This window comes from Streptosporangium nondiastaticum (assembly GCF_003011965.1).
Taxonomy (GTDB): Bacteria; Actinomycetota; Actinomycetes; order Streptomycetales; family Streptomycetaceae; genus Streptomyces; species Streptomyces nondiastaticus.
This window is the reverse complement of sequence record NZ_PXWG01000002.1, coordinates 127,529-146,405: the sequence shown is the minus strand read 5'-3', so window position 1 is coordinate 146,405 and position 18,877 is coordinate 127,529. Positions and strand designations below refer to the sequence as shown.

21 protein-coding genes are annotated in these 18,877 nt (G+C 70.6%); 16 read left to right on the top strand and 5 right to left on the bottom strand.

Annotation, left to right across the window (positions count from 1 at the left end):
- Positions 1-41 precede the first annotated feature (41 nt).
- Entirely contained in the window at positions 42-620 is a 579-nt protein-coding gene (locus B7P34_RS02200) for a TetR/AcrR family transcriptional regulator (protein ID WP_106674044.1), read from the bottom strand.
- 12 nt (positions 621-632) lie between these two features.
- On the opposite strand from B7P34_RS02200, the gene B7P34_RS37155 reads away from it, so the two are divergent.
- Positions 633-809, top strand: coding sequence for a hypothetical protein (locus tag B7P34_RS37155; RefSeq protein ID WP_189382370.1), 177 nt, complete (start codon positions 633-635; stop codon positions 807-809).
- A gap of 149 nt (positions 810-958) precedes the next feature.
- Here the strand turns inward: B7P34_RS37155 and B7P34_RS02195 are convergent, their stop codons facing one another.
- Complete coding sequence (locus B7P34_RS02195; RefSeq protein WP_106674043.1) at positions 959-1,369, bottom strand: hypothetical protein; 411 nt, start codon at positions 1,367-1,369, stop codon at positions 959-961.
- A gap of 383 nt (positions 1,370-1,752) precedes the next feature.
- Here B7P34_RS02195 and B7P34_RS02190 point away from each other — a divergent pair, with 383 nt between their 5' ends.
- The 10 genes from B7P34_RS02190 (at position 1,753) to B7P34_RS02150 (ending at position 10,621) form a co-directional block, all read left to right on the top strand.
- The gene (locus tag B7P34_RS02190; protein WP_106674042.1) at positions 1,753-2,076 is read left to right on the top strand and encodes a hypothetical protein; all 324 of its coding nucleotides are present in this window, start codon (positions 1,753-1,755) and stop codon (positions 2,074-2,076) included.
- 326 nt (positions 2,077-2,402) lie between these two features.
- Positions 2,403-2,636 (top strand): hypothetical protein, encoded by a 234-nt coding sequence (locus B7P34_RS38160; protein WP_106674041.1) that lies wholly within the window; start codon positions 2,403-2,405, stop codon positions 2,634-2,636.
- Positions 2,637-2,670: 34 nt separating this feature from the next.
- The gene (locus tag B7P34_RS02180; protein ID WP_106674040.1) at positions 2,671-4,176 is read left to right on the top strand and encodes a hypothetical protein; all 1,506 of its coding nucleotides are present in this window, start codon (positions 2,671-2,673) and stop codon (positions 4,174-4,176) included.
- 4 nt (positions 4,177-4,180) lie between these two features.
- On the top strand, positions 4,181-4,423 hold the full coding sequence (locus B7P34_RS02175; protein WP_106674039.1) for a hypothetical protein: 243 nt from the start codon (positions 4,181-4,183) through the stop codon (positions 4,421-4,423).
- Between the two features lie 404 nt (positions 4,424-4,827).
- A complete protein-coding gene (locus B7P34_RS36605; protein ID WP_146166705.1) occupies positions 4,828-5,271 on the top strand; it encodes an effector-associated constant component EACC1 in 444 nt (147 codons plus the stop codon).
- A gap of 2 nt (positions 5,272-5,273) precedes the next feature.
- Positions 5,274-7,193 (top strand): caspase, EACC1-associated type, encoded by a 1,920-nt coding sequence (locus tag B7P34_RS02170; protein WP_106674038.1) that lies wholly within the window; start codon positions 5,274-5,276, stop codon positions 7,191-7,193.
- 11 nt (positions 7,194-7,204) lie between these two features.
- Positions 7,205-8,443, top strand: a complete 1,239-nt coding sequence (locus B7P34_RS02165) for a serine/threonine-protein kinase (protein WP_223267417.1) — start codon at positions 7,205-7,207, stop codon at positions 8,441-8,443.
- A 235-nt stretch (positions 8,444-8,678) separates the two neighbouring features.
- On the top strand, positions 8,679-9,071 hold the full coding sequence (locus B7P34_RS02160) for a VOC family protein (RefSeq protein ID WP_106674036.1): 393 nt from the start codon (positions 8,679-8,681) through the stop codon (positions 9,069-9,071).
- Positions 9,068-9,943: a sigma-70 family RNA polymerase sigma factor gene (locus B7P34_RS02155; protein WP_106674035.1), complete on the top strand. Its 876-nt coding sequence runs from the start codon at positions 9,068-9,070 to the stop codon at positions 9,941-9,943. Before B7P34_RS02160 ends, B7P34_RS02155 begins: the two co-directional genes overlap by 4 nt.
- A 363-nt stretch (positions 9,944-10,306) precedes the next feature.
- Positions 10,307-10,621, top strand: coding sequence for an AMP-binding protein (locus tag B7P34_RS02150; protein WP_106674034.1), 315 nt, complete (start codon positions 10,307-10,309; stop codon positions 10,619-10,621).
- A gap of 128 nt (positions 10,622-10,749) precedes the next feature.
- Here the strand turns inward: B7P34_RS02150 and B7P34_RS37150 are convergent, their stop codons facing one another.
- Positions 10,750-11,055: a hypothetical protein gene (locus B7P34_RS37150; protein ID WP_189382366.1), complete on the bottom strand. Its 306-nt coding sequence runs from the start codon at positions 11,053-11,055 to the stop codon at positions 10,750-10,752.
- Positions 11,056-11,965: 910 nt separating this feature from the next.
- Here B7P34_RS37150 and B7P34_RS02140 point away from each other — a divergent pair.
- Complete coding sequence (locus tag B7P34_RS02140; protein ID WP_106674033.1) at positions 11,966-12,907, top strand: carbohydrate-binding protein; 942 nt, start codon at positions 11,966-11,968, stop codon at positions 12,905-12,907.
- A 138-nt stretch (positions 12,908-13,045) separates the two neighbouring features.
- Here the strand turns inward: B7P34_RS02140 and B7P34_RS02135 are convergent, their stop codons facing one another.
- The gene (locus B7P34_RS02135) at positions 13,046-13,300 is read right to left on the bottom strand and encodes an FAD-dependent monooxygenase (RefSeq protein ID WP_223267402.1); all 255 of its coding nucleotides are present in this window, start codon (positions 13,298-13,300) and stop codon (positions 13,046-13,048) included.
- A 222-nt stretch (positions 13,301-13,522) separates the two neighbouring features.
- Here B7P34_RS02135 and B7P34_RS02130 point away from each other — a divergent pair, with 222 nt between their 5' ends.
- Entirely contained in the window at positions 13,523-14,152 is a 630-nt protein-coding gene (locus tag B7P34_RS02130; protein ID WP_146166703.1) for a sulfotransferase family protein, read from the top strand.
- 42 nt (positions 14,153-14,194) lie between these two features.
- Here the strand turns inward: B7P34_RS02130 and B7P34_RS02125 are convergent, their stop codons facing one another.
- Positions 14,195-15,307: a glycosyltransferase family 4 protein gene (locus B7P34_RS02125; protein ID WP_106674031.1), complete on the bottom strand. Its 1,113-nt coding sequence runs from the start codon at positions 15,305-15,307 to the stop codon at positions 14,195-14,197.
- A gap of 341 nt (positions 15,308-15,648) precedes the next feature.
- Here B7P34_RS02125 and B7P34_RS37145 point away from each other — a divergent pair, with 341 nt between their 5' ends.
- From B7P34_RS37145 to B7P34_RS02115, 3 genes are all read left to right on the top strand, one after another.
- Positions 15,649-16,635 carry an aKG-HExxH-type peptide beta-hydroxylase gene (locus B7P34_RS37145; RefSeq protein WP_189382365.1) on the top strand — a complete coding sequence of 329 codons (987 nt, stop codon included), beginning with the start codon at positions 15,649-15,651 and terminating at the stop codon, positions 16,633-16,635.
- Positions 16,632-17,834: a YcaO-like family protein gene (locus tag B7P34_RS02120; RefSeq protein WP_189382363.1), complete on the top strand. Its 1,203-nt coding sequence runs from the start codon at positions 16,632-16,634 to the stop codon at positions 17,832-17,834. Before B7P34_RS37145 ends, B7P34_RS02120 begins: the two co-directional genes overlap by 4 nt.
- Positions 17,835-17,923: 89 nt before the next feature.
- Positions 17,924-18,868, top strand: a complete 945-nt coding sequence (locus B7P34_RS02115; RefSeq protein WP_106674030.1) for a class I SAM-dependent DNA methyltransferase — start codon at positions 17,924-17,926, stop codon at positions 18,866-18,868.
- Positions 18,869-18,877: the final 9 nt, after the last annotated feature.

The following is an 18,877-nucleotide window of genomic DNA, read 5'->3' as shown; positions in this document are numbered from 1 at the left end:
AGATTAGATCCCACGCGCCCCAAAACGCAAACCCTTAGCTTTTAGCCTCCGGAGGGAGCAGAGCCCCGGCCGAGCGCCGACGCCACAAGCCCGTCGGTGTAGGCCTCCGACAGATCCGAGGGGCGGAACAGGATGCGGTACATGAGGGGGGCGACGAGGACGTCCAGCAGGGTCTCCACATCGGGCACGCCCTCCCCGCGCCCGGCCGCGCGCACCCCGATGGCCTTCAACTGCTCGGCGGCGTAATCGGAGCAGCGAAGCGCATTGCCCTGCTCAGGGTCGCCCAGCAGGGCGTCGCGGATGTACGTGCGCCCCGCCGTCGAGGCCATCTCGTCCGCGAACTGCACCGCCCACGCCTCCAGGTCCGCCCGCAGGCTGCCGTGGTCGGCCGGCGGACCGTCGGGACGCAGCCGCTCGACGGCGACATCGGACAGCAGTTCCCGCAGGTCCCCCCAGCGCCGGTAGACGGTGGACGGCGTCACCCCCGCGCGGGCGGCGATCAGCGGCACGGTCAGCGCGTCCCGCCCCACCTCCGCCTCCAGATCGCGGACGGCCTGATGCACGGACTGCTGGACGCGGGCGCTGCGCCCGCCGGGGCGTGTGGTCGCTCGGGCACTCATGCGTCCAGCTTAATGCGAAAAAGTTGCGTCCGGCCGATCGAACCTTCCGGTGCCCGGCCCGGGGCGGAGCGGCTGGCTGCGCTCGTCGCGCTCAGCGGCGTGCCGTACGAGGAGTACGCCGAACACGCCGCACGCATCCTGGCGACTTTTGAGGGCCTGGAGAGGCTGGAGAGGAAGGGCGCGAAGTGAGCCAGAACCTCCAGACCTCACCGGCCTGCCCGCACGCGGCCCTGTCGGCCGACGGGACGCCGATCAGCTATCGGACGACGGGCGATGGTCCGGGCCTCATCCTGCTCGGCGGGGCTCTGCGCACCTCTGACGACTACCTGCCACTGGCCTCAGCGTTGGCCGCCTCCTTCAGGGTGCACCTCGTCGAGCGGCGAGGGCGCGGTGCGAGCGGTTCTCAGGGCCCCCGCTACACCCTGGGAAAGGGAGATGCCTTCCGTGCGACCCTCCCGCTGGAGCTCCTGCCATGTCTGCTGAACGATCTGCCGACTCATATCGCCCTCGAAGTTGCTCTCGATGCCGATGCCGATGCCGATGGCGTCCGCGCGCAGCTCGATCGCCAGCGGGAACGTTTCTGCACGCCACGTCTCCGCGCCGAGGGTCCCCGAGCGGTCGTCGAGGACGTAAATGCGGCCCGCGAGATCGTCCTCGTCCCACCGGGTCCGGATGACGATCACCGACCTGCGCGGTTCGATACGGGTCAGCAGAATCGCCTGCCACCATTCCCGCAGATGGCGGCGCATCGTGGGCGACGTGGCCTCGGCGGCATCCTTATCGGGCCGTCAACGACCGCCAGGTGCGCGCCCTTAGCAGAACCGCTTGCGGCCGGCCTCGGCGAAGTCCAGTCGGCCGAAGTCCTCGCCGACATCTCTCAGGCGCACCGGCAGGCACAGGCACGGCGCGTTTGTGGGCCAGTAGCTCCGTCAGCTTTACCTGTGGATCTTCCTCTCCGCTCGCGGGTACGAGGTGAAGAAGAAGGCGCGCTTTTCCGGGCCGGGAAAACGCACATATAACCCCGCTTTACCCCGCTTTGTTGCGGGCGATAACGGAATTCCGGGTCGCTTGACATCCCTCCCCCCCGCAGGGGGCACTGTGAAAGCAGAGACCCAATGAGGGACGTGAGGCCATGCCCTCCGACGACAGCCACTATGACAAGATCCTGCGCGTCCGGGTTACCGCCAAGGACGCGGACACACTGCGCGCGCTTCTTCGAGCTGAGCGCCCCGACGTCGGAGGTCGTCCCCGTACGCATGCGGACGGCAGTGTCGGCATCGACGCCTACGTGAGCGAGCGGAAGGCCGCGGTGCTGGAGCAGCCGGGAGTGACCGTGACGGTGGTGGGCGATGCCACCGCCGTGGGCAAGGCCCGCCAGGCCGAGGTCGGGGAGGGCGACCGGTTCGCCGACCCGTCGGCCGTTCCGCGCGGGCTCGGCGACAAGGTCGAGGACTGATCCGGTGAGGTTCCCATGCCGCTCAACGCGAAGTACTTCAACACTACCGAGGTCGATTCGGCCGTGGTCCGCCTGGCAGGCGCGTACCCGGAGCTGAGCCGGCTCGTCGCGCTTCCCGAGCGTTCGGTCGAGGGCGTGACGTGTCACGCCCTCGAAGTCGGTTCCACCCCTGACGGAGGCAAGGACTGTGTCGTCCTAAGCGCGGCCTGCCCCACGACACCGCGTACGCGGAGTACATCCCGAAGAGCGACGAGGACACCGCCCTCGAACTGGCCGAGGAATTCTGCGCGGGGCTGCACCGCGTCCGTGCCGCCACATACAAGCCGATGTCCGGCTTCCACCTGTACGCGACCTGTGGGACCAGCGACGATTACGCGTACTCCCGGCACATCGTCGACGACAGCAAGGGCAAGGTCCTTGCCTTCACCATCGAGTGGGGCAAGGAGGACCCCGCGTCGGACGCCGCGAGCTTCCACCCGCCGTGGGCGGAGATGGAGAGGATCATCAAGGATGTCGACGCGGGGCTGGTCCAGTTCTGCCTGGCCGCGCTGAAGACCTGAACCGGCGACCGAAGCCGGCGGAGAGGTGTTGTCCATGAGCTCGGTCAAGATCGTAGCCGCGAACTACGCCGCCATGCGGCACAAGGGGTACACGGGCGCGGGCCTCACCTCGGTGCGCGAGGCTCTCACCGGCCTGGTCGAGGCCGACCGGGACCGGGGCGTCGACACCACCGTGGTCGACCTCGGCAGCCCGGACGACATGGCCCGGTACGGTGCCCCGGAGGTGACGGACCCCGCCGACGCGCGGCAGAACAAGGACGCCGTCGACGCCGTCTTCCACGGGGTCGGCCCCGACTACCTGATGCTCCTGGGGAGCCATGACGTCATCCCGCACCAGCAACTGAAGAACCCCGTCCCCCACGACGACGACCCGGTCGTCCCCAGCGACCTGCCGTACGCCTGCGAAACCACGTACGGGGCGGGCAGGCAGGAGCCGGGCCGGTACACCGCGCCCAGCCGCGTCGTGGGCCGCCTGCCGGACGTGACTGGGGAGCACGACCCGGCCTACCTGACCGGCCTCCTCGGGCGTGCCGCCGCGGTCGCACCCGCGGACCGTGGGAAGTACGAGGGCTACTTCGGGCTCTCCGCCGCTGTGTGGGAGAAGTCGACGCGCGAGAACCTCGCGACGCTCTTCGGTGACGCCTCCGCCCTGCACCTGGTCCCGCCCGGCGGATCACCGTGGCAGCCCGGACCCCTCGCCGCCAGGAGCCATTTCGTTAACTGCCACGGCGCCGCCAAGGACTCTCATTGGTACGGACAGGGCAGTTCCGGCTACCCCGTCGCCCTCAAGGCCGGCGACATCGACGGGCACCTCGCCGACGGGACGGTCCTGGCGGCCGAGTGCTGCTACGGGGCCGAGCTCTACCGGCCTCCGGCCGCCCCGCACCTGCCGCTGTGCAACACCTACCTGGGCAGCGGCGCCCTCGTCTTCTTCGGCAGCACGACCATCGCCTACGGGCCCGCCGACAGCTGCGACCAAGCCGACCTGATCACTCAGTACCTCGTGCGGGAGCTTCTCCAGGGCCAGTCCGGCGGCTACGCCGCACTCAAGGCGCGGCTGGACTACGTGAAGCTCAAGGGCCGCCTCGACCCGGTGGACCTCAAGACCCTCGCGCAGTTCGTCCTCCTCGGCGACCCCTCGGCCAAACCGGTCAAGGCCCGCGCCAAGGCCGTCGGCGGGACGGACCCGGGCGCCGCCCGGACCCACCGCCGCCGGGAAGCCAGGCTCGTCGCCCACATGCTGGAGCAGTCCGTCTCCGTACCGGAGCCCCTTCCCGGCACTGAACGCGACGCCGGGCTCACCTCGCGCCTGCGCGACATCGCCGAGCGGCACGACCTGCCGCCGAGCTACGCCGTCTCCTCGTTCGCCGCGGTCTGGAAGCACGAGGGCGAGGCACAGAAGTCCTTCGGGCAGCCACCTCGCCAGCACCTCCTGCACGCCCAGCGCGACCCCGACGCGCCGGTGCGCACCGACGTCGTCGTGGTCATCCGCGAGCAGGACGGCGACATCGTGTCCGTGGACGAGTACGAGGCCCGGTGACCCGGTGACGACGAGGCGACTGCGCGGCCGGCTCTCCTACGAGCGCGTCGACGTGGGCTCCAAGAGCGAACGCGACGCGCTCGTCCTGCACACCGGCGAGTACGACTACGTGGTGCGGCTGCCAGGCGCGAGCCCCTTCGAGGCGAGCGACGTGAGCCACCTCGCCGGGCGCGAGGTGGAGGCCGAGGGTGAGGTGGACCGGCAGTACTTCTTCGTCACTCACTGGACCGTCGAAGACGAGCACTGAGGTGGTGCCCGGCCCGGACCCCTAGTGCGATCTTGCGCATGCCACGTCATCGATGGCGACGTCGCCGGGGCGCAGCCCGTCGAACGGCGGATCGGATTTGCGCGACGACGCGCCGGCGCCGGTGACGATGGGTGGCAGGTGAACAGCACTGGCCAGTACGCCTCGTTGGCCACCTGGCCTGGGCACGGCGACCAGTTCAGGGTCGGCGAAGTCCGGTACACAGCGCAGCCGATGGCGGGGCGGGGCGGATGCGGAAGAGGCGGAGGAGTTCGGGGACGTAGCGCGTTCTTTCGGCTGCCACCACGATTCCCGAAGTGGCACACTGGTGTGAGGATGACCACACGGGGGGCCGCCCATCCGCGGGCCCGATGAGAAAAAGGCGTGAGGCGGAGAGGCGGTTTGTGATGCGATCCCTGCTGGCCGTGGACGGCTCCGAAGGGCCTGACTCCCTTGTGGACCTGAGAGACTGGCTCGGCGGCGAAGCACTGTTGCGTGGACGGGTGCACGTTCCGCCGTCCGCCCCCGGTGCGGGCGAACTGGGCGCTTGGAGTGACACCCTCGTCGTGGCGGTCGGCGCCGGAGGTGCACTGACGGCACTGGCCAGGGCGGTTGCGGTCTACGTGCGCCAGCCGCGCCGCAGCACTGTGCGGGTAAGGGTGGTCGCCCCTGACGGAACGCGTACGGAACTGACAGTGCAGCACGCGAAGAATCTCGACGCGGTCGAGAACCTGCTGCGCACGGCGCTGCATTCGGACACGGACACGGAGACGGATACGGACACGGGCAGGGAGGCAGTCTCCGGCGGGACCGCCCCCGCTCTCGGTGAGGCGTCCGAAGCGGAGCGCTGAGCATGATGCGCTCACCCGACCCGGCCTGTTCACGCGCTGTTCTGATCGGCACAGCGGAGTACCCCGAGGACGCTCTGCTGCCCGGTGTCCCGGCCGTCCGCAACAACGTCCGTGACCTGAAGCGACTGCTGACCGAGGGCCGACCAGGAGCCTTCTCCCCGGCATGCACCTGCACGGTGCTCGACCCGGCCACGCCGAGGGATCTCGGACTGCCGCTGCTTGAGGCAGCCCGACAGGCCGAGGACGTCTTTCTCGTCTACTACGCGGGGCACGGCCTGATCGGACACGAGCGGCGCGAGTTGTATCTCGGGCTGTCCAAGTCCGTCAGCGAGGCACCGTCGTTCACGGCCTTCCCCTTCCAGGGAATCCGCGAGGCATTTCGGGCCACTCCGGCGCGCAACCGGGTGCTCATCCTCGACTGCTGTTTCTCCGGACGTGCCATCGCAGGTGGTCTGTCCGGAACGTACGAACCGCTCATCGACCAGATGGAGATCACGGGCACCTATACGCTGACGTCGGCAGCCGCCAACGAGCCCGCCCGCTTCCAGGACGGCGAACGGCACACCGCGTTCACCGGCGAGCTCTTGCTCGCTCTGCGGGACGGCATCCCCAGTACGTCGTCGGCCGAGGTCACGCTGGGCGCATTGTTCCGGCACCTCAAGCGGGTGCTGCCGGCCAAGGGTCTGCCGGAGCCCCAGCAATGCGGAACGGACACCGCGGAGTTCTTGATCCTGACTCGGCCCCGCCCGCGCGCCAGATCCAGACGGGTCACCGAGGCCGACGCGGGCGGGCCTTCCGGCACCCGGGAAGGGCTGCTGGCCCGCTGGGACCTCGGCCGCCGTCTTGGCGAGGAAGGCCGGACCGGTGAGGCCATGCGTCTGCTGAACGAAGTGGTGCCCGATCTCACCCGGATGCTGGGGCCGGACGATCCGGCCACCCTCGTAGGACGGGTCAACCTCGCCTACTGGACCGGGCGTGAGGGCGACACCGACGAGGCGCTCAGGCTGTCCACCGCCGTAGTCGGGGACATGACGCGCGTACTTGGTCCGCACCACCGCGCCACGCTCGCCGGCCAGAGCCAACTCGCCCACTGGGTGGGCGAGTCGGGCAGGCACCATGAGGCGCTGAGCCTCACCACTTCCGTCCTCACCGACCTCGTGCGCGTCCTGGGCCCCGACGACCGCGAGACCCTCATCGGCCGTGCCCGGCTGGCTCGCTGGACCGGGGAGGCCAGCGACCCGGCCGCAGCGGCGCGGCTGTCCGGTGAACTCGTGCCCGACCTGTCCCGTGTCCTGGGTGCGGAGGACCGCGAGACCTTCACCGGGCGTATGAACCTGGCGCAGTGGACGGGCCGGGCAGGTGGGACCAAGCGTGCCGCGCGCCTGCTCACGGACCTGGTCCCGGACGTGTCCTGGGCTCTGGGCGCCGACGATCGGCACACCCTTCTCAGCCGGTCGCGAATGGCCCACTGGTCGGGCGCCGCGGGACGGCGGCGCCGGGCGCGGCGGCTGTTCGCCGCCGCGGTACCGGATCTCGAACGGGTGCTGGGCCCCGATGACCGCGAGACCCTGCTCGCACGCAGCCAGCTCGCCCACTGGACGGGAGAGACGGGGCAAGCCGCGGAAGCGGTGCGGCTCTTCAGCCTGTTGGTGAGCGACATCGCCTGGGTCCTCGGCTCCGACGACAGGGCCACGCTGGTCAGCAGGGCCCGGCTGGCCCACTGGACGGCGGTACAGGGTGAGGTGGGTGACGCCGTCCGCCAGTTCCACGCCGTCCTGCCCGACCTCAACCGCCTCCTGGGCCCGGACGCTCCCGAAACCGTCGAGAACCGCGTGCTGCTGGCCTTCTGGCGCAAGAAGGCGGACCGGCGGCTCAAGGAGCAGATCTTCTACGGCACCGGGCCGCGCGGAGCCTCGCCGTGAGCCGGCGGGAAATGCGGGGCGGACGGGACGAAGAGGGGACCGGGCCCAAAGTCGGCTCCGCTCTTGGGCGTTCGGATCCTGCGCGGATCGGGCCATACCAATTGCTCGGCCGGCTGGGGTCCGGCGGCATGGGCAAGGTGTATCTCGGCCGCTCCCGCACGGGGCAACTGGCCGCGGTCAAGGTGCTGCACGATCAGCTCGCGGAGGACCAGGAATTCCGTCGCCGGTTCGAGCGTGAACTGCACGCGGCGTCGCGGGTCAGCGGTCGTTTCACCGCCGCTGTCCTGGAGTCGTCCCGCGGAATCGACGAGCGTCTGTGGATGGCGACCGAGTACGTTCCGGGGCCCTCCCTGAGTCAGGCGGTCTCCGCGTTCGGGCCGCTGGACCCGACGACGCTGCTGGCCCTGTGGCTGGGGCTGCTCGGCGCGTTGGAGTCGATCCATGCGGCGGGAATCGTGCACCGCGACCTGAAACCGTCGAACGTCCTGCTCGCGGAGGACGGCCCCCGGCTGATCGACTTCGGTGTCTCCGTCCTCGGCGGCGCGACCACCCTGACAGCCACGGGAGTGGTCATCGGAACCCCTGGATACATGTCGCCGGAGGAAGTCCAAGGCCACAGGTCGGGACCCCACAGCGATGTGTTCGCCTTGGCGTGCACGCTGACGTACGCCGCCACGGGGAGCGCCCCGTTCGAGGGGGCGAACCCGATGGGGGTGATGTACCGCGTCATCCATGACGAACCCGACCTCAGTCGTGTGCCGGACCGGATCGCCTCACTGATCCGCCCCTGCCTCGACAAGGATCCACAGTCCCGGCCCTCGGTCACCGAGCTGATCAACATGTTGCCCGCAGCGGAGACGGACGAGGTGTCCCGGCTGCTGGCCCATGGCAAATGGCTGCCTGAGGCCATCCGGCGCCGGACGCGGGAACACGCGGTGACGGTCTTCGAATGGGACGGCGCGCGCCGAGACTCCCTGGCTGCGGCGCGACCGGTTCATCCCGGGGACAGCGAGTGCGACCCTGAGCCTCCTACTGTGCCCCAGGGCAGTGTCACCACACCTCCGAATGGCAGTCCCCCGAACCCCCCGGGTTCCTACGGCACCGGCGGTCCCGATCCCGGTCCCGATCCTACGAACGAGGCGTCCTTGCGGACCCACACGGTTCCCCTGCCTGCGGACATGCCACCGCTTCCGCGGATCCCGCGCCGTACCTGGCTCCGCTGGCTGCCGGCCCGACGTGGTACGCGTTGACGAACACGGGATGCCGCGTTGACATCGGACTCGCCGGTCGTACCGGGCAGGCCTGATAACTGGTTGAACAGGACGAACAGGCTCTGCTTGATACTTGACGACCTTCGTTGCGACCTTCCTGGCCCGCCACGACGACTGGCGGACCGGTCCTGTTACCTTCTCCCGTTGGCATCCGTCATAGGGGCGAAGACCGAATATGAACGGTCATCACGCCAACGAGTGAATCGAGAACCGGATGCTGACCAACATCATGTACGTGACGGTCTACGTCACCGATCAGGACCGCGCGCTGGAGTTCTACACCGAGGGACTCGGGCTGGAGAAGCGGGTCGACTTCCCGGGGCCCGACGGACGTTTCCTCACCGTCGGAATGCCCGGCAGCCCGGTGCAGATCATCCTGTGGTCGCATGCGGCGGCCGCGGGACAGCCGGGCGACACGGGCCGGAATGCCGCGCCCGGTCCGCTGATCCTCGAGTCCGACGATCTGCGGAAGGATTTCGAGCTCATGCGAATGCGCGGCGTCGTCTTCGAGCAGTCCGAACCCGAGGACTATCCGTTCGGCGTCCGCATCGAGGCAGTGGACCCGGACGGCAACCGCGTCTCGCTCCGTCAGCAGCGAAAGCCGTGACCGCCCACCTGTCCGGCCTCGTGACCGAGGCGTTCGAAGCCCAGCGCAACCGGCTGCGCGCCGTTGCGTACCGCGTGCTGGGCTCGCACGCCGACGCCGAGGACGTGGTCCAGGAAGCCTGGATGCGCCTCGTCCGACAGGACGAAGCGGCCATCGGCAACCTGGCGGGCTGGCTGACCACCGTGGTCGGCCGCATCAGCCTGGACCTCCTGAGATCCCGCCAGGCCCGTCCCGAAACCGCCTACGGGCAGGAGTTCGCGGACCTCGTGGTGACGCCCGCCGACGACCCCGCGCCCGACGAGCAGGTGGCGCTGGCCGATTCGGTCGGCCTCGCCCTGCTCGTCGTGCTCGACTCGCTCACCCCGAGTGAGCGCCTGGCGTTCGTCCTGCACGACATGTTCGCCGTCCCATTCCGCGAAATCGGCCAGATCCTGGACAAATCAGCCGACGCCACCAAGATGATCGCCAGCCGCGCCCGCCGAAAGGTCCAAGCCACGGACCGGCCGGCGGGCCCCGGCCGCGAGCACCGAGAGGTCGTCCAGGCATTCCGCGCCGCCGCCCTCGGCGGCGACTTCGAAGCGCTCCTGCGCGTCCTCGACCCGAACGTGAAGCTGACCGTCGACACCCCCGACGGCGTGGTCGTCACCCTCGGCGCCACCAACGTCGCCGCCGGTGCCCGCAGGTTCTCCGGCGAGGTCGCCCGCCACCGGCCAGTGCTGGTCAACGGCATCCCCGGCCACATGTCCTGGCGCCCCGACGGAACCCCTCTCTCCGTCATCGCCTTCACCGTCAGCGAAGGCCGGATCAGCGGCATCCACATCGTCGTCGACCCGGCCAAACTCGCCTCGATCCATCTGCCCGCCCCGGCCTGAGCCGGTGTCGTCAGGGTCGGTCGGCCCGCGCATGTGCGAGTCATTCCGGGCCGGCCGACCGAGGACGTCACGGGTGGTGTCGGAGTGCGCGGCTGAGTTCGCGTGTACGCCGACAAGTGGTTACCCGTTGGTGTGATTGCCGGACATGGGGCCGGCCTTCTCGTGATCCTGAAGAAGAAGGCACAAGGCCGATCATCACCCCCCTTCCCACTGGACCGCTCCCGCCGCGTCGGCCGGGCCCTCTCCCACCACGACCCGAGCATCAGCAGTGTCGGCCGCAGGGGCCCGCGCAGTGCAGCGCCGGCTCCCGTGATGCGGTCGGCGGGGGAGCCAACCAAGGCGCGACCACTCCCTCCAGCGGTCGTGGCGGAGTTCCCGGTGCTCGGCGACGCCCGGGGCATGGGCGCCGGTGCTGCTCGGCAGCGGGACGGCGTCCGGCCGCGCGACGTGGCCTACACCCTCTTCACCTCCGGTTCCGCGGGCACGCCTCGGGTCGTGGGGATCGAGCACCGCTCCGCCGTCCGCTACCTGGCGGCACTGGAACAGACCGTCTACGCCGGCCAGAGGCGGCAGGGGCTGCGCGTGGCGGTCAAGGCCCCGATGACCTTCGATGCCTCGGTCAAGCAGTTGTGGCAGGCGGCGGTCGGCCTGGCGAACATACGCGCTTTCAACTTGTAGGGGCCGACGGAGTGCACCGCCGACGTGACCGCCGTGCAGGCCGCGGGTGTCGACGACCAGGTGGCGCTTGCGGCCGTTCCGGGGCCGGGCCGGTCTTTGAGGGCCCGCCCTTCACGGCGGGTGGACCGTCAGGCGAGGGCGCCGGCGCGGGCGGCGAGCCCGCGTGGCTCGGTGGTCGTCCGCCCCGAGACCGGCAGTCCGTAGACCAGGGACTTCACCGCTGGGCGGGCTGGGGTCTCCTCGGGAGAGTGATGTTCGGCGGCTGTCGGGGCGATGGACAGCGCCTGCTGGTGCCAGTCGGCCTTGCGGGTCAGGACGGCGAGCTGCCGCGCAGCCTCCGCGACCAGCAAGGGCTGGCCGGCGGCTTCGGCGGCCTGGCGGGCGCGGTCGACGGCCGTCCAGCCGAGCTGCTGCTCGTCCAGCTTGATCCGCATGCGTGTGGCCAGTAGATAGCCGTGGGCCAGCCGTCCGCCGCGGCTCCGGCCTGGGCGTGGGCCGCGCAGATCAGCCGGGGCAGTCGTACGGCCAGGCTGCCATAGGCGCAGGCATGGAAATCGGTGAAGGCCCGGGCCAGGTCCGTGCGCAGCACCGCCGACGGCGGCACAACGGTGTTCGTGTGAAGGCCAAGCATGGCGTCCCGCACCGGCAAGGCCGTCAACATCCGGCCCCTGCGAACCGCGGCGAGGACCTCGACTCGACGCTCACGGTCGCGCTGACCAAGGAGTCCACCACAGGACCTCAGCGCCTGGGCTGCCCCGCCGAACAAGGCGAGCCTGCCCGCGGCACTGTGGGGGAAGTACGACGGCAAGCTGACCACCGGCAGCGCGCAGCGCGTCGACGATCAGCTGACGGGCGCCGACCTGCGACTGCCGCAGCCCACGCCGGGCAGCACACCCGGGCCGATCAAGGCCGGGACGATCGCGCACGACGACCGGACGCCGAACGGCAAGCTGCCGCTGACGCGGCCGGCCGTCGTACAGGCCGTCACCACCGCGGAGTCCGCGCCCGCACAGGCCGGGGCCCCGCAGCCGGGGCGAGGACCTCGGCATCAACAGCGCTGGAGATGTCAAGAGCGGCAACAGCCTCACCCTGGAGGGTAAGAAGGTCGTCCGCTTCGGTGACACGTTCGCCTTGCGCGACACGCACTGTCGCGCCGCTGGTTCCACGGGGTCGCAGGGCGGCGCCGGTCCGGGCCTGGGCCGGCCGCGGCTCACGCTTGTCCGGTTAGTGTCTGTCCGCGCGGGGCGCGGCAACCCTAGCGTCGTCCGCGCTATCGCAGAGCAACGCCTCACAAGGCACCCCCACCGGAACGGACCACTCTTACCGGACCGGAAGGACATCCGTATGCTCAACCGCAGACATAGCAGACACAGACGCTCGATACCGGTCTTCCTTGCAGCACTCTTCCTCCTCTTCGGCGTCACAGCTCTGGCCCCTGCCACGGCAACACCCCGGCATGCGGAAGCCACCACGGCACCCGCCGCGCAGACGTGGTCCGGCTGGGAGTCGCTCGGCGGCGGACTGACGTCCGCGCCCGCCGTGTCGTCGTGGAACAACGGCCGCCTGGACACGTTCGTCCGTGGCGGCGACAACGCCCTCTGGCACAGGTGGTACGAGAACGGCTGGTCCAACTGGGAGTCACTCGGCGGCTACCTGACCTCGTCTCCCGCAGCGGTCTCCTGGGGACCGGGGCGCATCGACGTGTTCGTCCGCGGCGGCGACAACGCTATGTACCACAAGTGGTTCGACGGTGGTCGTTGGTCCGACTGGGAGTCACTTGGCGGCTACCTGACCTCGGCACCGGCGGTCTCTTCGTGGAGCGGCGGCCGACTGGACACCTTCGTCCGGGGCGGGGACAACGCCATGTACCACAAGTGGTTCGACGGTGGCCGCTGGTCCGACTGGGAATCCCTGGGCGGCGGACTGACCTCGGCGCCGGCAGCGGTCTCCTGGAGTTACGGGCGCATCGACACCTTCGTGCGCGGTGGCGACAACGCCATGTGGCACAAGTGGTATGACGGCCGCTGGTCCGACTGGGAGTCCCTCGGCGGCTACCTGACGTCAGACCCGGCCGTGGCGTCCTGGGACTCCGGCCGCCTGGACACTTTCGTCCGGGGCGGCGATAACGCCATGTACCACAAGTGGTATGACGGTCGCTGGTCGGACTGGGAGTCCCTCGGCGGCGGACTGACCTCGGCGCCGGCAGCAGTGTCCTGGGGCTACGGGCGCATCGACACCTTCGTGCGCGGCGGTGACAACGCCATGTGGCACAAGTGGTGGTCCTGAGCTGACTGTTGTCCGTCGCGACGGCTGTGGTCGCGGCGGACGACATCGAGCAAGGGCGTATCACTCTCCCGGAACCGGCGGATGACGGCGCGTCGAACACGTCGGTGCCGTGGAGGGCGAGGTTGACCCCCTTCGCGCTCATCGGAGGGACGAGGTGCGCCGCGTCTCCGATTCGAGCCTCCACTCCCGGAACATGCGCACCCCTCGGGCGTCGATGGTCCCGGCCCGTTGCCGGTGCTCGACGTATGTCCGGCTGTGCTTCTCCAGGACGACGCAGCTGATGCCGTTGCGCACCAGGAAATTGCTGAGCGTGAGTCCGGCGACCCCGGCCCCCGTGGAGAGCTCTTTGCGGAGACCGGGTAGGTGGACCGCTCGTCCTTTCCGGCGACGCATCTTCACTGACCCCTGGACGGGGCGTCAACTGCACCTGTTGTCTCAAACGCTGGAGCAACGAAAACCGTCGATTCGTCACTATCGGCGTGCCGCTGCACCCTACGGACACCGGTTGGTGTAGTGAGGGAGACCGGCTCACCTGGCTGCCGTCGCGGCGGGCAACGCCTCAAAAGCCTTTCAGCCGCTGTTGACAATCTCTCGCTGTCCGGCACGGTGGCGTACATGAGCCTCAGTTTGCCGCCCACCACGAAGCCGAAGGTCTTCGGCATCGGCCTGTCCCGGACCGGGACCCTCTCCCTCACCACGGCTCTGCGCACCCTGGGCTTCGACACCGCCCACTACCCCTCCGATGCGTCCACCTATGCGACGCTGCTGGCCGGCACGGCGCGTTTCGGGGTCCTCGACCGGTACGACGGCATCACCGACATCACGGTCGTGCCCTACTACCAGGAACTGGATCTGCTGTGGCCCGGAGCGAAGTTCGTCCTCACGGTCCGCGAGGAGGAGAGCTGGCTGCGTTCCTGTCGCCGGCATTGGGAGCGGCCCATCGGGAACAAGACCGGGAATGAGATCGGGAACAAGGCGGCGCTCGGAGAGCACTACCCTGACCTCCAGCGCTTCCTGCGGTCCGCGGTGTACGGCTGCCACGCCTTCCACCGGGAGCGGTTCCTGCGGGTCGCCCGGCGGCACACCGCCGAGGTGTTGCGCCACTTCGCCGGACGGGACGGCGACCTGCTCGTCCTCGACATCACCGACGGCCAGGGCTACGAACGCCTCGCCCCTTTCCTCGGTCTTCCCGTCCCGGACGAGCCCTTCCCCCACCACAACAACCGGAGGGAACACGGATGGTGAAGGCCCTCGGTGCGGAAGGCCGCCGACCGAGGCACCCCGGCGTCAGAGTCCGGCGAGGACGTCGTCGGCGCGGCGGCGCCAGGTGTAGCGGTCCAGGACCTGTCGGCGGGCCTCGTCGCCGAGTGCCCGGCGCAGTGCCTCGTCGGCGACCAGCCGGTTCAGTGCGGCGGCCCAGGCGTCGATGTCTTCCGGTGGGCACAGCAGGCAGTTCACCCCGTCCTGCAGGACTTCGCGGAGGACGGGGAGGTCGGAGGCGACGATGGTCCGGCCGTGGGCCATGTACTCGAAGATCTTCATGGGCGAGGTCCAGCGGCCGATCTCGAAGAGGTTGCCCCAGGTGTACACCTTGCGCTGGTGCGGGGCGAGGACGACGTCGAAGTGGGGGTAGTACGCGGGGAGGTCGGCCGGCGGCCGGTGGCCGTGGAAGTGCACGTTGGGCAGGCCGCAGGACTCCTCCCAGCGGGCCCGGTACTCGGGGGTGCCGCCGACCAGGTGGAAGTCGAAGCCGGGCAGCCGGCGGGCGAGCTCGATGATGAGGTCGATGCCGCGCCCGTCGTAGAGGTGTCCGACGTACCCGATCCGCGGCGCGTCCGGGCGCCCGGGCAGCTCCGGCAGGGCTGTGGTCGTGGCGGGATCGACCGGGTCGGCGCAGTCGGGTGCGACGAGGACGGGCAGGGGGCCCGGTCCGGGGTAGGCGGCCTGGAGGTCCCGCGCCAGGGCGTGGGTGATGACGACGACCCGCGCGAGCCGTGGCTGTGCGAGCAGGTCGCGCTCCATCCCGGCCGGCGCCAGGTCGTCGCGCAGCTGGTGGACCTCGTAGACGAACGGGGCCAGGTCCGCGGCCGCCGAGAGGCTGTAGGGGTCGCGCCCGTAGAGCAGGTCGGGGACGCCGTCGCGGATCAGCAGGTCCCTTACGGCCTCGGCGCGCTTCCAGTAGCCCGCCGGAGTGTAGTCCGGGCAGGGCACCCTGCGCACGGGGAACCGGTGGCGCACCCCGTAGTAGGCGTACGGGTCGTCGGCGGGGTGGGAGCCGGGGGTGGCGTACAGGGTGACCTCGTGCCCGGCCGCGCTGAAGGCGTCGCACATGCGCATGATGTGGACGCCGTTGGCGAAGACCGAGGGAATGCTCCCGCTGTGCAGGTACGCGATCCGCATGCCGGCATGCGACCGCACCGGGGGCCGGGGCGTCAAGGGGGCACGTCCGGAACGGAGTTGGATCCGATGGCGTGACTACTCCTTGTGTCAGATCAGCTACCTGCCTACGGTGGTTTGACAGGTACCCGACCATGGTGGAACCGGCAATCGAAGGGAGATCACGATGAACGACACCGACATCGAGCAGGTCCCGGACGAGGAACTGCCCGAGCTGGCCTTGATGGTCGACATCCCGAGCTGCTGAGGCCAGGCCGCTTGCTTCAGGTTCCTTCAGGGCGGCGGACCGGTTCCTTGCCGTCCGCTGCCCCCCTTTCTTGCCGGGTACCCGGAGGTACATGCCCTTGCGTATCGCACCCGACGCGCATCAGAGCGCCGAGGAACGGACGGTACTGGCCCGCATGACCCGGTCGGGCCTGGCCCGGGCCGGGCTGACGGTGACCGCGGCGGAGGCGGGGCACCCCGCGATCACCGAGATCGCGCACCTCGCCCAAGCGGTACTGCGCGCGGACGCGCCCGGCGCTGAACGGCTCGCGCGGCTCGGCCGGATGCTCGACCGGGCCCGTGCCGGCATTGCCGCCGCACCGCCGTCCGCGCTCCCGTGGCCGGCCGAACCCGCCGCACCGGCCCCGCACCTGGAGCGGAGCGTCACCCGGGCCCGCAACTCCCTTCCGCGGCAGGACGATGACACCGGAAGGCCTCCGGAATCCACCGTGGTCGCCTGGCATGAGGGCGAGGTCGAAACGCTCCGCGAGACGGTGGCACTGCTCGCGGCCGTCTGGCCCGAGGCGCACGCGGAGCTGGGCGGAATCCTGGCCCAGATCGCCCTGCTGGCCGGTCCGGCGATCGACGGGTTCACCGACTTCACGGTGCACGGTGCCGTGTTCGTCCGGCGCGACCGCCTGGGCCCGGGGCCCGATGCCCTGCCCGGACCGGTCCGCCTGGCGGAGGCTCTCGTCCACGAGGGCACGCACACCCGGTGCAACGCGGCGTCCGTGGCAGCACAGCCTTTCCTGCGGTCCGCACGGGGCGATGTGGGTCTGGTCGCTACCCCACTGCGTGTCGACGCCCGGCCGCTGACGGGGCTGTTCCAGCAGGTCGCCGTCCTTGCCCGGAGCGTCCTGCTGTACCAGCGCCTGCTCGACGGGGACACGCGCGATCCCGGGACGGCGACGGCCGTGCGCTCACGCCACGCGCAGCTCGCGCGCTCCGCCACCGAAGGCGTGCGCACCCTGGAGGATCACCGGGACGCGCTCACCGATCACGGGCTGGCCGTCCTGGAGGAGGCCATTGCTGTGGCCAGGGAAAGCACCCGGGAGAGCGCCCGGTGACCGCGCCCTCTTGGGAGCCGCAGGTTTTCAGCCCATACCCCGCATCGCCTGACGTCGTCTTCGCGCGCGTCGCCGCCCGGTCACCGCAGTTCGACCCGGTCTGCGCGGCGGGCGGCCGGCCCGTCATCGTCGGCAGTGCCGCCGGGCACGACAGGGACGGTGTCGTCACCAGCGCGCGCGGCGAACTCCTCGAACGCGTCGGCAACATCCTCGCGGGCCGCGCCGCCGAGGCCGCAGCCGCCGTGGTGGCGAGCTATCGCGAACTGATCCGCCGGGGAATGCCGGCCCTCGACCCCGCCGTGCTGACCCGGGGGAGTGCGGCCGAGGCCCGTGACGCCCGGCGGCTGTGGGTCCTGGGCCGCGTGGTTCCCGGCGGCGCCGAAGTCCACGTACCGGCCGGCGCCGTCCATCTCCACCACCGGGCCCCGGCCGGCTGCGACCCCGGCCCCGGCGCCGGGTCCACCGGAGTCGCCTCGCACCCGAGCGCGGAGTCCGCCGCGGATCACGCCGCCTGGGAGGTGCTCGAACGCGACCTCCTCCGCGCGAGCTGGTACGGACTCTCCCCGGCTCCCGTTGCCCTGCCGGCGCCCGCCCTGCCCGCCCCTCTCCCGGCACTCCTGGACGCATTGGGCGTACGGGCCACTGTCCTCGACGTGCCCGCCCGCGCGGGTACCCGGTGCGTGGCAGTCTGCCTGCACGCGCCCGACCGCACGGGGCAGACGTTCGGCGCCCGGTGCGGCCCCGACGACGGGGACCTCGCCGTCCTCGTGGAGAAGGCCGCCTACGAAGCGCTGATGGTGCGCTGGAGCATCCACTCACCGGTGGGCCGCGACACCTGGTCCCGCTGGCAGGGCCGCACCGCGCCGGACTCGGCCGTCCGCCACGCGCTCCGGGCCTACCACCTGCAGGACAGCCTGACCCTATGGACCACAACCACAACCACAACCACAACCACGACCACGGCCACGCCGGAGGCGGGACGCGGCCACCGGCCGGCCGAGCCGGCTCGCGGCGGCCTCGACGCGCTGTCCGCCCACACCGGCCGGGAACTCGTCCTCGTGGACACGACCTGCGGTCCGGCCATCGCGCTGGGCGTGAGCGTCATGCGGGTGGTGGCCCCGGGCACTCGCCCGCTGCCTGCGGGGCCGGACGACGAACGCGGCCCGCCGTCACCGCGCGGCCCGCACCCCTTCGGCTGACACCCCGCTCACCGACGGGCCCGCAGGCGCACGGCCCGGACCGCTCAGGCGGGCGCCCGCACCGGCCCCGGGCCGAGGAGACCGCGACCATGCCCCCACACCAGGACCAGAACCTCACTTCCCCGGCAGCGGCGCCGCTCCCCGGCACCGGGAACAGCCGCGGGAAGGAGCCGGAACACAGGCCCGCGGGGCCGGCGAGCCCCACGGATGCCGAACGGTCCGGGCACACCGAACAGCCCAGGCACGTCAAACAGCCCAGGCACGTCGAACAACCCGCGTACGCCGAACAACCCGGCCACGGCGAACAACCCGGCTACGCCGACCGAAACGCCGCCGACTACGACCGCTGGTTCTCCAAACCCGGCGTCACCGGCGCGACGGTGAACACCCTCGCCCGGCTCGCCGGTGCGGGACCCGTTCTCGAACTGGGCATCGGCACCGGCAGGGTCGCCCTGCCCCTGGCCGGGCGCGGCCTCGACGTCCACGGCGTCGAACGCTCCGGCGCGATGATCCGGCAGCTGCGCGCGAAACCGGGCGGCGACCGGATCGCCGTCACACAGGGGGACTTCGCGGACGTTCCGGTCCCGGTCCCGGGACGGTTCTCCCTGGTGTACGCCGCCGGCGGCACGTTCCTCGAACTCCCGGACCGCGAGGCCAAACAGCGATGCCTGGCCGCGGTCGCGGCCCGTCTGGCGCCCGGCGGAGTGTTCGCCGTCGACGCGCACGTGCCCGAGGCGCTCGCCGTCGCCGCGGCGTCCGGTGTGCCCGAGACCGTCTCGGCGACCGACGACCACCTCATCCTCTGCCACCGCCTGATCGACCCGTCCACCCAGACCTACCACTCCCACTACCTCGTCCACGAGGCCGACCGGACCCATCACTTCCGGGTCCGCTTCCACTACGTGTCGCCCGGAGAACTCGACCTCCTGGCGGAACAAGCCGGCCTCCGGCTCGTACGGCGCCAAGGCGGTTGGGAGGACGCGCCGTTCACGAGGACCAGCACGTACCACGTCTCCGTCTACGCACACAACTGACGCACACAA

Bases quoted from the DNA above. Each gene is read 5' to 3' on its own strand.
- B7P34_RS02200 (WP_106674044.1), bottom strand. From the start codon at position 620: ATGAGTGCCCGAGCGACCACACGCCCCGGCGGGCGCAGCGCCCGCGTC.
- B7P34_RS37155 (WP_189382370.1), top strand. From the start codon at position 633: ATGCGAAAAAGTTGCGTCCGGCCGATCGAACCTTCCGGTGCCCGGCCC.
- B7P34_RS02195 (WP_106674043.1), bottom strand. From the start codon at position 1,369: ATGCGCCGCCATCTGCGGGAATGGTGGCAGGCGATTCTGCTGACCCGT.
- B7P34_RS02190 (WP_106674042.1), top strand. From the start codon at position 1,753: ATGCCCTCCGACGACAGCCACTATGACAAGATCCTGCGCGTCCGGGTT.
- B7P34_RS38160 (WP_106674041.1), top strand. From the start codon at position 2,403: ATGTCCGGCTTCCACCTGTACGCGACCTGTGGGACCAGCGACGATTAC.
- B7P34_RS02180 (WP_106674040.1), top strand. From the start codon at position 2,671: ATGAGCTCGGTCAAGATCGTAGCCGCGAACTACGCCGCCATGCGGCAC.
- B7P34_RS36605 (WP_146166705.1), top strand. From the start codon at position 4,828: ATGCGATCCCTGCTGGCCGTGGACGGCTCCGAAGGGCCTGACTCCCTT.
- B7P34_RS02170 (WP_106674038.1), top strand. From the start codon at position 5,274: ATGATGCGCTCACCCGACCCGGCCTGTTCACGCGCTGTTCTGATCGGC.
- B7P34_RS02165 (WP_223267417.1), top strand. From the start codon at position 7,205: ATGCGGGGCGGACGGGACGAAGAGGGGACCGGGCCCAAAGTCGGCTCC.
- B7P34_RS02160 (WP_106674036.1), top strand. From the start codon at position 8,679: ATGCTGACCAACATCATGTACGTGACGGTCTACGTCACCGATCAGGAC.
- B7P34_RS37150 (WP_189382366.1), bottom strand. From the start codon at position 11,055: ATGCGGATCAAGCTGGACGAGCAGCAGCTCGGCTGGACGGCCGTCGAC.
- B7P34_RS02140 (WP_106674033.1), top strand. From the start codon at position 11,966: ATGCTCAACCGCAGACATAGCAGACACAGACGCTCGATACCGGTCTTC.
- B7P34_RS02135 (WP_223267402.1), bottom strand. From the start codon at position 13,300: ATGCGTCGCCGGAAAGGACGAGCGGTCCACCTACCCGGTCTCCGCAAA.
- B7P34_RS02130 (WP_146166703.1), top strand. From the start codon at position 13,523: ATGAGCCTCAGTTTGCCGCCCACCACGAAGCCGAAGGTCTTCGGCATC.
- B7P34_RS02125 (WP_106674031.1), bottom strand. From the start codon at position 15,307: ATGCGGATCGCGTACCTGCACAGCGGGAGCATTCCCTCGGTCTTCGCC.
- B7P34_RS02115 (WP_106674030.1), top strand. From the start codon at position 17,924: ATGCCCCCACACCAGGACCAGAACCTCACTTCCCCGGCAGCGGCGCCG.